At 70.2% G+C, this 13,230-nt stretch carries 14 protein-coding genes and 1 tRNA gene; 9 read left to right on the top strand and 6 right to left on the bottom strand.

Annotated elements, in window-relative coordinates; genetic code table 11:
• Nucleotides 1-12: 12 nt before the first annotated feature.
• Nucleotides 13-1,578 carry a sensor histidine kinase gene (locus ABD793_RS23620; protein WP_344863492.1) on the bottom strand — a complete coding sequence of 522 codons (1,566 nt, stop codon included), beginning with the start codon at nt 1,576-1,578 and terminating at the stop codon, nt 13-15.
• Nucleotides 1,556-2,305, bottom strand: coding sequence for a response regulator transcription factor (locus tag ABD793_RS23615; RefSeq protein ID WP_344863490.1), 750 nt, complete (start codon nt 2,303-2,305; stop codon nt 1,556-1,558). Before ABD793_RS23615 ends, ABD793_RS23620 begins: the two co-directional genes overlap by 23 nt.
• Nucleotides 2,306-2,462: 157 nt before the next feature.
• Between ABD793_RS23615 and ABD793_RS23610 the strand changes: the two genes are divergently transcribed.
• Both ABD793_RS23610 and ABD793_RS23605 read left to right on the top strand, forming a co-directional pair.
• Nucleotides 2,463-3,170, top strand: a complete 708-nt coding sequence (locus ABD793_RS23610; protein ID WP_344863488.1) for a hypothetical protein — start codon at nt 2,463-2,465, stop codon at nt 3,168-3,170.
• A gap of 995 nt (nt 3,171-4,165) precedes the next feature.
• A complete protein-coding gene (locus tag ABD793_RS23605; RefSeq protein WP_344863486.1) occupies nt 4,166-4,360 on the top strand; it encodes a hypothetical protein in 195 nt (64 codons plus the stop codon).
• 1 nt (nt 4,361) lies between these two features.
• Here the strand turns inward: ABD793_RS23605 and ABD793_RS23600 are convergent, their stop codons facing one another.
• Complete coding sequence (locus ABD793_RS23600; protein WP_344863484.1) at nt 4,362-4,808, bottom strand: nitroreductase family deazaflavin-dependent oxidoreductase; 447 nt, start codon at nt 4,806-4,808, stop codon at nt 4,362-4,364.
• 127 nt (nt 4,809-4,935) lie between these two features.
• Between ABD793_RS23600 and ABD793_RS23595 the strand changes: the two genes are divergently transcribed.
• Both ABD793_RS23595 and ABD793_RS23590 read left to right on the top strand, forming a co-directional pair.
• Complete coding sequence (locus ABD793_RS23595) at nt 4,936-5,613, top strand: TetR/AcrR family transcriptional regulator (RefSeq protein WP_344863482.1); 678 nt, start codon at nt 4,936-4,938, stop codon at nt 5,611-5,613.
• Nucleotides 5,614-5,662: 49 nt separating this feature from the next.
• On the top strand, nt 5,663-7,180 hold the full coding sequence (locus ABD793_RS23590; RefSeq protein ID WP_344863480.1) for a 3-hydroxyacyl-CoA dehydrogenase: 1,518 nt from the start codon (nt 5,663-5,665) through the stop codon (nt 7,178-7,180).
• Nucleotides 7,181-7,189: 9 nt separating this feature from the next.
• On the opposite strand, the gene ABD793_RS23585 is transcribed toward ABD793_RS23590, so the two are convergent.
• Entirely contained in the window at nt 7,190-7,834 is a 645-nt protein-coding gene (locus ABD793_RS23585) for a L,D-transpeptidase (protein ID WP_344863478.1), read from the bottom strand.
• A 202-nt stretch (nt 7,835-8,036) separates the two neighbouring features.
• Between ABD793_RS23585 and ABD793_RS23580 the strand changes: the two genes are divergently transcribed.
• Nucleotides 8,037-8,555 (top strand): hypothetical protein, encoded by a 519-nt coding sequence (locus ABD793_RS23580; RefSeq protein WP_344863476.1) that lies wholly within the window; start codon nt 8,037-8,039, stop codon nt 8,553-8,555.
• Here ABD793_RS23580 and ABD793_RS23575 read toward each other — a convergent pair.
• A complete protein-coding gene (locus ABD793_RS23575) occupies nt 8,552-9,442 on the bottom strand; it encodes a serine/threonine-protein kinase (RefSeq protein WP_344863474.1) in 891 nt (296 codons plus the stop codon). The genes ABD793_RS23580 and ABD793_RS23575 overlap by 4 nt on opposite strands.
• A gap of 25 nt (nt 9,443-9,467) precedes the next feature.
• Nucleotides 9,468-11,219: an N-6 DNA methylase gene (locus ABD793_RS23570; protein WP_344863472.1), complete on the bottom strand. Its 1,752-nt coding sequence runs from the start codon at nt 11,217-11,219 to the stop codon at nt 9,468-9,470.
• A 76-nt stretch (nt 11,220-11,295) separates the two neighbouring features.
• Here ABD793_RS23570 and ABD793_RS23565 point away from each other — a divergent pair, with 76 nt between their 5' ends.
• From ABD793_RS23565 to ABD793_RS23550, 4 genes are all read left to right on the top strand, one after another.
• A complete protein-coding gene (locus ABD793_RS23565) occupies nt 11,296-12,051 on the top strand; it encodes a PP2C family protein-serine/threonine phosphatase (protein ID WP_344863470.1) in 756 nt (251 codons plus the stop codon).
• 62 nt (nt 12,052-12,113) lie between these two features.
• Nucleotides 12,114-12,198, top strand: a tRNA-Ser gene (locus ABD793_RS23560).
• Nucleotides 12,199-12,711: 513 nt separating this feature from the next.
• Nucleotides 12,712-12,972, top strand: coding sequence for a hypothetical protein (locus ABD793_RS23555; RefSeq protein WP_098512721.1), 261 nt, complete (start codon nt 12,712-12,714; stop codon nt 12,970-12,972).
• 5 nt (nt 12,973-12,977) lie between these two features.
• The gene (locus tag ABD793_RS23550; protein ID WP_344863466.1) at nt 12,978-13,226 is read left to right on the top strand and encodes a hypothetical protein; all 249 of its coding nucleotides are present in this window, start codon (nt 12,978-12,980) and stop codon (nt 13,224-13,226) included.
• The last annotated feature ends 4 nt before the right edge of the window (nt 13,227-13,230 follow it).

Here is a 13,230-nt window from a genome sequence, read left to right as displayed (position 1 = left end):
GCTGTGAATCGGTCACCGCCGGGTGTCGCCGTCGTCACGCACCAAGGCGAAGGTGACCACGAACTCGGTCCGGCCCGGTCTGCTGTCGACCGTCACGCGTCCGGAGTGCGCCGCCGCCACGGCCGCGACGATGGCCAGCCCGAGCCCGGTACTGCCGGCCGCGCGCGAACGCGACGTGTCCCCACGGGCGAACCGCTCGAACACCTCGGGCAGGACCTCCGCGGGAATACCGGGTCCATCGTCCAAAACGGACAGTGTCACCCGCTCGCCGGCCGCCGACAACGTGGTGGTCACCGTGGTGCCCGGCGGGGTGTGCGTGCGCGCGTTGCCGAGCAGATTGAGCAAGACCTGGTGCAGCTGCCCGGCGTCGCCGCGCACGGTGAGCGGTTCGCCGGGCGCCTCCAGCAGCCATTTGTGATCAGGGCCTGCCACGTGCGAATCGGCGACCGCGTCGGCGACCAGCCGCGAAAGGTCCACCGGCTCGTGCACCACCGCACGGCCCGAATCGAGCCGTGCGAGCAGCAGCAGATCTTCCACCAACGTGGTCATCCGCGCCGATTCCGACTCCACGCGGTTCATCGCGAAACCGACGTCCGGGGGTACCTGGGCACCGGTTCGCCGGACCAGCTCGGCGTAGCCGCGGATGGCCGCGAGTGGGGTGCGCAATTCATGGCTGGCGTCCGCAACGAACTGGCGTACCCGGCTTTCACTGGCCTGCCTCGCGGCGAGCGCACCCGCGATGTGGCCGAGCATCCGGTTGAGCGCGGAACCGACCTTACCCACCTCAGTGCGCGGGTCGGTGTCTACTTCGGACACTCGCTCGGACAGCGCCACCTCGCCACGGTCGAGCGGAAGTTCGGAGACCCTGGACGCGGTGGCCGCCAGCCGGTCCAGCGGGGCCATCGTGCGCCGGATCGTGATCGCGCCGACGAACCCGGCGACCAGCAGCCCGCACAGCGCCACGCCACCGAAGATGAAACCCAGTCGCCACAAGGTATCCGTCACTTCGCTGAGCGGAAGGCCGATCACCGTGAACGCACCGTCGGCGGCGTAGGACGACATGACCCGATAGGTGCCGAGTCCACCGCCGAGGTCCACCGTGCTGCGTGTGCCGTCCGGCGGCAGGTCCAGCAGCACCTGCTGCTGGTCGCCGGTGAGCTGCTCCAGCGGCGGCGGCCTGCCCGGCCCCGGTGGCGGCGGTTTCCCCTGCGGCGACCTGTCCTTGTTCCGGTCGAAGTCGAGCACGGCCGCGCTGACCGTGCCGTTGCGGGCCACCAGCGCGAGCGTGCCGTCCCCCTGACCGAGCGCCCGCAACGGGTCCGGGGGCGGTTTGTCGCCATAGATCCACGGCGGTTTGACGCCACCGTGCGCACCGCGGTCGCTCGCCGCGGCGAGCCGGTGGTCCAGCTGGCCGACGAGGAAATCCCGCAACGCGAGTTCGGTGACCACGCCGACGACCAGGCACACCAGCGCGAGCAGTGCGGCCAGCTGCACGATCAGCCGGCGGCGCAACGACCACGGCCGGCGCGCCCGCCGGCCGGATGACGCCTGCGGTTCAGCCGGCGGGTTTGAGGACATACCCTGCGCCGCGCATGGTGTGGATCATCGGCTCGCGATCGGCGTCGATCTTCTTGCGCAGATAGGAGATGTAGAGCTCGACGATATTGGCCTGACCACCGAAGTCGTAGCTCCACACGCGATCGAGGATCTGCGCCTTGGACAGCACTCGCCGGGGATTGCGCATGAGGTAGCGCAGCAGTTCGAACTCCGTCGCGGTGAGCGGGACCAGATCGCCGCCGCGGTGCACCTCACGGCTGTCCTCGTCGAGCGTCAGATCGCCGACCACGAGCTGCGAACCACCCGCACCGGAAACGCCACCGGCGCGACGGAGCAGTCCCCGCAGCCGAAGTGCCACCTCCTCCAGGCTGAACGGTTTGGTCACGTAGTCGTCGCCGCCTGCGGTGAGCCCGGCGATGCGGTCCTCCACCGCGTCCTTCGCGGTGAGGAACAGCACCGGCAGGTACGGGGTCTCGGTCCGCATCCGGCGCAGCACCTCGAGACCGTCGAAGTCGGGGAGCATGACGTCCAGCACGACCGCGTCCGGGCGGAAGTCGCGGGCCACCCGGACCGCTTCGGCGCCGGTGCCCGCGCTGCGCACGTCCCAGCCCTCCATCCGCAGAGCCATCGAGACGAGTTCGGCGAGAGTGGTCTCGTCGTCGACCACGAGGACCCGGACCGGGCTGCCGTCCGCGCGGCGCAACTCGGCCTTGGCCGAACCGGCAGGCGTGGCGTTCACACTGCTCATGGTGCCATCCTCGGGCCGCTCGTTCAGGTCGAGCTGTGCGTCGCCTGTGCGTTTCCTGTGCACAGGTGCACAGCGCCCACCCACGTCGGTCACAGCTTCCGCACAGCGGCGGCGGCGACGCTCGAGCGGTGACCGAGCGTACGACCCGGAGGAAAGCATGACGACCGATCCAGCACAGGGCGCCACGTGGGGGGAGCCACCCGCTCCCGGTACCGGCCCTGGCAACGCGTGGTCGGGACGCAAGACCGCGATCGCCGCGGGAGTCGCGGTGGTGATCGCGGTGGGCGGTGGACTGGCGATCTGGGCAGGCACGAGCGCCAACGACGCGTCTGCGCAGCAGGGTCGGTTCGGCGGCCCCGGTGGTCCCGGCGGCATGATGGGCCCCGGCGGGATGATGGGCAGGGGCGATTCGGCAGGCACCACGGCCCTGCGCGACGCCCTGCACGGCGACTTCGTGGTGGCCAACCCGACCGGCGGCTACACCACCGAACGCATGCAGACCGGCACGATCACCGAGCTGAGCGCCACTTCGGTCACCCTGACCAGCAAGGACGGCTACCGGCAGACCTACGCCCTGAACTCCGGCACGGAAAAGACGGGCGACCCGAAGTCGGGCAGCAACGTCACGGTGGTCGCCAAGGTCGAAGGCACCACCGCAACCGCAGTCTCCCTGGGCGAACCGGAAACCTCCAGCCGCTCCGGCACATCCCGGGGCCAGGGCGGCCCAGGCATGGCCCCGGGCCAAGGCAGCCGGAACGGCCAACCCGGCCAGAGCGGCCCCGGCGGCCCCGGCGGCCAACCCGCCAACGCCAACGGCAACGGCAACGGCAACGGCAACGGCAACGGCAACGGCAACGGCAACTGACAGGGTGACTCGGCCAACGCCGCCGAACCAGCCCCACCCCGCAGCCGCTCACCCGCCCCACCCGACGTAGCCCCAGCCACCAAGACCCGACCGGCCTTCGCAACAGAACCCCACGCCAAGACGGCTAGACCGGCCCCGGCGCAGTCCCCGCTCAAGGCCGCTCGACCAACCCCACGGCAGAACCCCTTACCGAGACCGCTCCACCGAGCCCGCACCGCACAAACCCACACCAAGCCTCGGCGGCAGAACCCTTCTCACGACAGCTCGACCGACCCTCCCGGCACGACCGCACACCGGAACAACCCGACCGATCCCACAGCAGAACCCCCACCGACAGCACTCGACCGACCCTCGCGACACAGCCCCCGCCAGGACCGCCCCGCCAAGCCCGCAGCGTTGCCTCGAGACCGCTCGACCAAGCCCGCAGCGTTGCCGCGCGCCGGGACGGCCGGTCGGACCTGGGGGATCGTCCCCTGCTCGCCGGGGTTGGCTGTGCTTCGGTTCCTCCGGGCCGGTCGCTCCGGGTCACCTGCAGTGACCGGGCCGGGTGTTCCGATCCCCGCCTCGGCTTCGGCGGCAGGCGAGCGGTGGACCCCGCACACCCGAGGCGGCTTCGGCGCTTCCCAGACCGATTCCGGCACGCCCGCGCCCAAGAGTGGCGGTCCCGTTCGTCGGCAGGGCTGCGGCCAACCCCGGATCAACCCCAACCCACCTGGCCAGCGGCCGAACAGAGCAGGTGCCGAAGTGCGTAGGTTGACTCGGCGCGGGGAGGGCAGTGGTTCGCCGGCGCGGCAGTCTCTTCCGGTCGCGCTCGTGTGCGATGCCTCGATGTTCGCGGTTCGGGGCCGCACGTCACCACCGGTGAAAGCGCTCGGCGGGGACCGCGGCGTGGCCTGGCGGGAATCCGGCAACACGTGGCACTGTTCGGCGGCGAGGTCGGATACGGTCCGCCGCCAGGAGCACAGCGGCGGCGGGCCGATCGAGAAGGAGTGTCGATGAAACGCTGGATCACGCTGGCGTTCGGAGCGGTGCTGGTACTGGTCGGCGCCGTGTGGGTGCTGCAGGGCGCGGGCGTGCTCGGGGGCAGCTTCATGAGCGGCCAGAAGCTGTGGTTCCTGATCGGGCTGGTGGCGTTCCTCGTCGGCGCGGTGCTGGTGGCGGCGGGCGCGCGACGCAGCCGGACCCGCTGAATCAGGCCGGCCGGACCTCGAACACCGGGTAGCCGGGCGCGATCCGGCGCAGCGTCTCGTCCGGCGCGCTCGCGTCGACGCCGTCGAAGAACGCCCCGACCTCGAACTTCCAGCGCTTCAGGTAGACCCGCAGCAGCACGGGCTTCTCGTCGTCGGCCAGTTCGCGGTAGGTGAACTCGTCGACCCGGCGGCCGACCCGCAACTGGCCCTGGCCGGCCGCGCGCAGGTTCCGCACCCACTGGGTCTCCCCGCGTGGTGCCACGAGGTACTGCGCGCCGTCGTGTGACAACAGGTTCACCGGCACCTCGCGCAGCTCACCGGACTTGCGTCCGCGCACGCCCAGCACCCGGCTGCCCAACACGCTGATGCCGAGCTTCGTCAGCCGCTGCACGATCCGGTTGAACAGGTCGGTCGACTTGCCGGGCTGGATGTACCGGGTGGTGGTCATCGGATTCTCCTCGTCGGTTGCGAGAGCAGTGCTCTCTGTCCAGAACAGTGAACAACACTGGCACGGGTTCAGTCAAGAGCACTGCTCTCTGTTTTGCCCAGCGCTCTCTAACTGGCACACTGACCGCATGACCGCACCCAGGACCGCGCGTGAACGGGTCCGCGCCGAACTCACTCGCGAGATCAAGGACGAGGCCCGCCGTCAGCTCGCCGAGGTGGGCGCGCACGGGTTGTCGCTGCGTGCGGTCTCCCGCGAGCTCGGCATGGTGTCCTCGGCGCTGTACCGCTATTTCCCCAGCCGCGACCACCTGCTCACCGCACTGATCGTCGACGCGTACAACTCCGTCGGCGAAGCCGCCGAACAGGCCGACCCCGGCACCGGCGACCCGCGCAGCCGTTGGCGCAAGATCTGGCACGCGACCAGGGACTGGGCCAAGACCCATCCGCACGAGTACGCGCTGATCTTCGGTTCGCCGATCCCCGGCTACCAGGCTCCCCGGGACACCGTCGGCCCCGCGGCACGCCTGCCGATGGCGCTGGTCGCGGTGCTGCGGGACGCGGATCCGGACGAACCGGCGGTGACCGCACCGATGTCCGCCGAGCTGCGCAAGCAGGCCCGGTCGCTGTCCGAGCTGCTCGAACTGGACGCACCGGTCGAGATCGTCACCAGGGCCGTCGGGGCGTGGACCCACCTGTACGGCACGATCAGCTTCGAGGTCTTCGGCCAGTACGTGGGCAGCTTCGAGCCCGCGGACGCGTACTTCGAGCACCTGATCGGGCAAATGGCCGACTTCGTGGGTTTGTAGCGCCGGGTAGGTTCGGTCCCGGTGGCAAACGCGGGAAGGCGGTTTCGCAGTGACGGGATGGGCCGGGCAGGTCGGCAGGATCCGGGTGATCGGCACCGGCGTGATGGGCAGGGGCATCGTGCAGCTGGCCGCGACCGGCGGCACCACGGTGGAACTCGCGGACGCCGCGCCGGATGCTGTCGGCCAGGCGATCGAGTACGTCGGCGGGATGCTGGACCGGCTGGCGGCCAAGGGCAAGCTGACCGAGGAGCAGGCACGCGCGGCGAAGAACCGGATGATCCCGGTCGCCGATCCGCTTGCCCCGGCCGAGGGCGTGGACCTGGTGCTGGAAGCGGTCCGTGAGGACGTGCAGATCAAGCACACGCTGTTCGCCGGGCTCGAGCGGGTCTGCGGTCCGGAAACCGTCTTCGCCACCAACACCAGTTCGCTGTCGGTCACCGAAATCGCCGCCGGGCTGACTGATCCGGCCCGGCTGATCGGCCTGCACTTCTTCAATCCGGTCCCGTTGATGCGGCTGGTCGAGGTGGTGCCGGGGGCACGCACCGCGCAGTGGCTGCCTGCCGAGGCACTCGAGCTGGTGCGGCGCTGGGGCCACGAACCGGTGCTGGCCAAGGACGCGCCGGGGTTCCTGGTCAACCACGCCGGCCGCGGACTGAACACCGAGGCCCTGCAGATCCTGTCCGAGGCGCTGGCCGAACCCGCCGACGTCGACCGCATCGCGCGGGACGTGCTGGGGCTCAAACTGGGCCCGTTCGAGCTGCTCGACCTGACCGGGCTGGACGTCTCGCACGCGGTACTGGAAAGCATCTGGAGCGGATTCCACTCGGAGCCGCGGCTGCGCCCGTCCTGGCTGACCCGCCCGCGGGTGGCAGCCGGGCTGTACGGGCGCAAAACCGGCGAGGGGTTCTACCGGTACACCGAGGGCAAGCAGCAGGTCGAGCCGGAACCACCGGCACCCGAGGTGCGCGACATCCCGGTGTACACCTCCGACGACCAGCTCGCCCGGATGCTCTCGGCTGCCGGGGTCCAGGTCGTCCCGGACGCCTATCCGGACGCCGCACTGCTGGTTCCGCTGCGTGGAGAGTCCACTGTGGAGGCTGCGGGCCGGTCCGAGCTGCCGCCCGATCGGGTGTCCGGAGTGGACGTACTCGGCCACGAAAAGCGCTTCACGCTGTCCGTGCACCCCGGACTGGACCCGGCGTTCGGCCGCGCCGCCTGGGGTGCACTGGCCGCCACCGGCCGTCCGGTGACGATCGTGCGCGACGGACCGGCCCCGATCGCACAGCGGCTGCTCGCGTCGATCGTGAACACCGCTTGTTACCTGGCGGCGCAGAACCTGGCCACACCGTCCGACATCGACACCGCGGTCCGCCTCGGCCTCGGCTACCCACGCGGTCCGCTGGAGTGGGGAGAAGCGTTCGGCGCGGAGAAGGTGCTACGCATCCTCAACGGCCTGTTGCACGCCACCGGCGACCCGCGGTATCGCCCGAGCAGCTGGCTCACCGAACGCGTTGCGCTTGGCGTGGCGCTCACCGCATCCGGGACCCGGCCCGCCGATCTGCGCTGAGCGTCCCGCTCAGGGCACGACCTGGACCACGTCGCCGACGTGCAGGGTGGTGAAGAACCGCAGCGACGATGTGGCCGACAGGTGCACGCAGCCGTGTGAGTAGGTCTTCAGGCTGCCGGTGTGGAAGGCGTCGCCGGGATAGAAGAACACCGAGTTCGGCATCGGCGCGTTGTCGAATTCACGGCTGCGGTGCAGTTTTTCCTTGGACGTGACGTGGAACGTGCCGGTCGGCGTCGCGTGTCCCTTGCGACCGGGGAGCATCGATACCGGGCCGTAGAGCACCTTCCCGTCCCGCACCAGCCACGCGCGGTGCGCGGAGAGGTCCACGCACGCGCTGGTGCCCGACGCCGAGGCCACGTTCGCGCACGGCACCGCCGCGGTGGTCGTGGGCTTGGTCGTGCTCGGCTTGGTCTGCGCGGGCTTCGACGTGGTGGCCGAGCTGCTCGGCGCACCGGTGGTACTGCTCGGCGGCGTGGCCGAGGTCGTCGGTGTGGTCAAGGTCGGCGGCGTGGCCGAGGTCGCCGCGGACGTCGCCGGGACGCTCGCACCTGCGGCCACTGCGCCGCCGCCGGTCACCCCGGCCTGCGCGCCGGAGCACGCGGCGAGGCCGAACCCCGCGGCCGCGACCATGGCACTCACCAGAAGCCGTTTCACTCTTGCCCACCCCCGTGTGTCGTCGGATCCCGTTCGTCCGGGCCCGCATCGGGATAGACGGGCGGCACCCCCGTTCGGTTGCGCAGGAAAGACCTCCACCCACGGGTTGACTCGTGCTTCCACCCGGGACCAGCCTGCGCGCCGACGAATTCGCGCCGTGGACCGGCGAAGCTGGGACCATCCGATCCACAAAGGAGACCCGATGGACCTGAATCCGCTCTACCTGCTCGGCTACCTTGCCATCGGGGTGCTCGTCTTCTACCGCGTGATCTACCGCCAGTTGCGCGGCACGTTGCTCACCCGCAAGAGCCTTGTCACCATGCCGCTCTTGCTCACCGCGATCGGTGTGTGCAGCGCGGCCGGCGCGCTGGGGCAGGCAACCGGTGGCGAGCTGGCGCTACTCGCGGTCGACATCGTGGTCCTCGGCGTCCTCGGTCTGCTTCGCAGCGCAACGACCACCCTCTCCCGACGCGGCGACACCACGTTCCAGAAGGGCTCTGTCGCCACGTTGCTGCTGTGGCTCGCGACTGTCGGTGTTCGCGTCGGCTTCGGGTTCGCCGGAGCAGCGCTCGGGGTCAGCGGAGCACTCACGTCGTCGACGATCATGCTCACGCTCGGCGTCAGCATCGGTGTGCAGAACGCCTTCACCTACTACCGGATCCAGCAGCGCGGCCTTCCGCTCGCAGCGCAGAGCCGTCCCGCCGTCGGTGCCGGTCGCTAACCCGGTACGCGACCCACTATGCGTGCGTACATCCGCGCAGGGCTAGGCGCGGAAGGCGGATCCAGGAACCCGGGCAACGGCGGCAAGTCGGTCGCGAAGGGTGCGAGCCGTGCGTACAACACGTCTGCTCCGGCTGGACGGGCATCGGGATCTTTAGCAAGCGTTTCGACCAGCAGTGCGTTGAGATCCGGGGGCGCGCCCGCGATCGCCGACGGTAGGTCCTTCACCTGCTTCTCGAACACCGCGTACGCCGTCGGCCCGGTGAAGGCCGGACGACCGGTAAGCATCTCGTGCAGTACACAACCCAGCGCGTACAGATCGCTACGCGGCTCCGCGTGCCCGCGTTGGATCTGCTCCGGCGCCATGTACGACGGTGTACCCAGCAGCTGCCCGGCACGCGTGAAGCGGGCGACGTCGGCTTCGCGCAGCACAGCGAGCCCGAAGTCCATCACTTTCACACTGCCGTCGGGACAGAGCATCAGGTTGGCGGGTTTGAGGTCCCGGTGGCACACAGACCGTGCGTGGGCCGCCGAAAGCACGGCCGCGGCCTGCGCGGCGATTGCAGCCGCCCACTGCACCGGCAGCGGACCGTGTTCGGCAAGCAGGTCTGCGACCGTGACGCCTTCGACGAACTGCATGGCCTGAAACAGCCGGTCGTCGGACGTGCCGAAGTCGTACAGCGTGGGCACACCGGGATGGTCGAGAGTGGCGAGAATGCGCGCTTCGCGCGCGAAGCGCTCCTCGAGCTCTTCGTCCCCGCCTGGCAACCGCAACAGTTTGATCGCGACGCGACGGCCGAGCCGCCGGTCGTGCCCACGGTGCACAGCACCCATCCCGCCCCGGCCCAGCGGGAGGTCTTCGACCTCGTAGCGATCCGCGATGAGCATGGGCCCCCTCACGGCGTCACAGCGCTCACCCGCCACCGGGCTTCAGCCGTCCTTCGGCGAGCGCGGCAAAGCCTAGCCGCACCAGGTCACGACCGATCTCCGCCTGCTGCCGCAGGGCACGGTCGAAATCGGCGAGGGCCCGGAACGCGACACCATAGGCACGCTGCGTGTCGAGCGAGTGACGCGGCACCTTCAGCCGGCGCGTGTCGATCCGGGTGGACGCGCTGTGCACCGGGAAGTCCGCGGCACGCAAACAGCCCGCGAGAAAGTCTGCGTCGAGCCGGTCCGGATCGACGCGGTAGCGCGAAAGCGCGGTACCCAGCCGTACCGGAGGTCCACTATGGACTGTGACGGCGCCGGCGACGGAGGCGATCACGTCACCCGCACGGGCGTAGACGGCGCCGTCGTCGGGCGCCGCACGGCCGGTGGGCGGACCGCCGGTGAGCACGTCGTCGGTGGTCAGCACGGGTTCGTCGCCGTCGGCGGTCCGCGGCGGCGCGTGCCGGATCCGCAGCGCACCGGCCTTCACCAGCTCGCCGACAGTGGTCTGCACGGGTTCTCCCGCGGCCGGTGCCAATTGCGGCAGCTCGAGGTCGACCTGCTGGAGAATCCGTTGCTTGGCAAGGAATTCCTCGCCCGGATCGGCCCGGTGCGCGCGGTGCCGCGCCGGGGTGAGGTCCACGTCCTCGTCGAGAAGGTCGATGATGCGCTGTCCGAACTGCTCGGGATCGCCGAGGTAATCCCGCCACAGCCGTTCGGCCTGCGCAGTGCCCGCCATCTCGGCGATCAGCACCGTCGCCGGGGGACGCTGTCCCGGCTCCGGCCGCACGAGCAGCCAAAGGTCCGCGCCGGGAGCCAGGGTGCACACCGCTCGCAACGCACCGGAGCGCAGGAGGTTGGCGCGGATCCGTTTGCCGCTCCGGCGTCCGGCCGCCGCGCCGGGCATCAGGATCGCGACTGTGCCGCCTGGCTTCACGTGCGCCAGACAGTGCTGCACCCAGGCCAGTTCCGACTCGCCACGCGGTGGCAGGCCGTACTCCCATCGCGCGTCCCCGACGAGCTCTTCGTGCCCCCATCCGCGTTCGTTGAACGGCGGATCGCAGAGCACGACGTCGGCCTCCTGCCCGGCGAAGGCGTCTTTGCGCAACGCGTCGGCGGCGTGCACGTCGGTGTCCACGCCGTGCAAGCGAAGCCGGATGCCGGCGATGCGCGCGGCATCGGGGTCGACATCCTGCCCCCGTACGCGGGCCGCGCGGCTGACGAGCAGCAGTGAGCCGAAGCCGCACGCGGGATCGAGCACAGTAGATCCGCTCGCGTCAGTGAGCCGAGCCATCAGATCCGCATACGCGGACGGCGTCGGGGAGAGCCGACGGGCGTGCGCCTCGAAGTAGCGTTCGCAGAGCTGCTCGAACGTCGTGGCAGGCCCGTCACGCTCGGCCAACTCGCCGAGCAGGGTGCGCAGTTCCCGGTCGTCAGGACGTTCGGCGCGGTCAGCCAAGTACTCCCCGGCGGCGGCGACGCGCGCGCCGAGACCGAGGTCGTCGCCGAGCGCGCGCAACCGCTGCCACGCCTGGTCGATCGGCGCCAGCTCGAACGGACGGCCACGGCGGCGCAGCCAGTTCTGGATCTCCGGCAGCGCGAACAACGGGCTGGATGCGGTCCCGCCCACCGGACGGGGAAAATCGTCGTAGCGTCGTCGCCAGTTGCTCACCGCGGCCCGGCGCACGCCCGCCAGGCGCGCGATGTCGGCCGCGCTCACTGCCGCGTCGTCTGCCATGCGAGCACGATAGCCGATGACCACGGTTTCCAGAATTCTTCTTGTTAACTGAATCAACCAATGGTTTCATGGGACCATGGCCACCGAGCAGACCCGGTTCATCCTGCGGCACGCCGCGGGTTCGCATCCCGGGCGACAACGCAGTATCAACGAGGATTCCGTGTACGCCACCGGGCGGCTGCTCGCCGTGGCCGACGGTATCGGTGGCCAACCGTACGGCGAAGTGGCGAGCGCGACCGCGGTGGGCGTGCTGGCGTCACTGGACGCGGATCTGCGCGCGCTCGACCTCGGCGCCGTGGACCTCACCACCACGCTCTCCGACGTCGTACGGCGGGTCGGCGAGCGACTGGCCGAAGTGGCCGAGGAGAACCCGGCCACGCACGGTATGGGCACCACCCTCACCACCCTCCTGTTCAACGGCACCCGCTTCGCCGCGGCCCACGTCGGCGACTCCCGTGGCTACGTCCTGCGCGACGGCGAGCTGCGGCGGATCACCCGCGACCACACCCTCGTGCAGGCCATGGTCGAGGAAGGCCGCATCTCCGAGGCCGACGCCGCCGACCACCCGCGCCGCTCGCTGCTGATGAAAGCACTGCAGAGCACCGGATCGGCAGACCCGGACGTCTGGGAGTTCACCCCGGAACCGGGCGACCGCTACCTGCTCTGCTCCGACGGCCTCACCGCGGGTGCCACCGAACCGGCGATCCGGGACGTACTGGCCACCGGCACCCCGGACGAGGTGGTACCCCGGCTCATCACGCTGGCCAACGACGGCGGCGGTCCGGACAACATCACCATCGTGGTCGCGGACGTGGTCCAGGCCTTCGACTGAGCCGCGCGCGCAGGTCGGGACCACCTGCCGGAGCCGAGCACCCATCCGGTAGTCTTCCCCACGGAGGATTGGCCGAGCGGCCTAAGGCGCACGCTTGGAAAGCGTGTTGGGTTCACGCCCTCGCAGGTTCGAATCCTGTATCCTCCGCCGCAGTAACCAGGCGAAACGCCGGTCGGCCCAGCTTCGGGCCGGCCGGCGTTTCCCGTTGTGGTCGTAGTCGCCCGGGAGTCCACAACGGACGGTCGAAGCCCGCGTCGGCGCACCAGGATCCGGTGAACACCGCTCACTCGCAGCCGGTCCCGCCGGGCGCGGGAAAGGGCAAGGGGCTCGGCTCGGCCGAACGGCCGCACCCGCTAGGCTTCCCCGCAGACTTGTTCGTACCCGCTCGGAGAGGTTTCTCGGTGTCACGAATACCGGTTTGACCTGGGCGCGGCGCTCCGCGCGTGCCCCGGGAACCCGCAGGTCACCATGCTGGGACGCGGGAGCCGGGAGCACGTGTGCCGACCGGGTTCGCCGCCTCCTGCGAGGGCCCCGGACTGCCGATCGCGTCCGGGGCCTTGTCGATTCTCCCCTTCTCACTTACTTACCGAAGACACCTGATCACGCTAAGTTTGGTTGTGGTCGTTCCAGCACACGACGCACCTGAGGAGTACCGCCCCCATGGCCGGAGTGGAAGAAATCCGCGCTGGTATCGCGCTCGCGAACGAGAAGGCGTCCGCGAGCATCGCCGCACTGCAGCAGGCGGCGCAAGCACTCGAAGAAGCCCAGCTGTCCCTCAACCAGGCAACGCAGGGCAGCAGCCAGCACGAGGTCAACCAGGCACACGGCCTGCTCGCCGAGGCACTGCAAGGAATCACCGGTATGCAGAGCACCATCCAGGCCGGGATCTCCTCGGCCGACTCCTATTCGGCGCGGTTGTAACCGCAATGTCCGGACTCGCCGAGATCCACCAGTTGCTCACCGCCACCCAGGCGGGCATCGGCGACGGGCGGGCGCACGCCGAGCGGGCGCGGGCCCTGCTCGGCGACGCGCGGCGCGCGCTCGTGGACGCGCAGGCGAAGGCCGATCCGTGGCTGCCTGGGCAACTGGCACAGGCCGACGAGGGACTCGACCACGTCCTCACCCGTCTCGCCGCCGCCGAGGACCTGGTGAGCGGATACCAATCCCGCCTGTAGGAAC

Source organism: Amycolatopsis ultiminotia (genome assembly GCF_039536925.1).
GTDB classification, from domain to species: Bacteria; Actinomycetota; Actinomycetes; order Mycobacteriales; family Pseudonocardiaceae; genus Amycolatopsis; species Amycolatopsis ultiminotia.
This window is presented reverse-complemented; position numbering and strand designations above follow the sequence as displayed.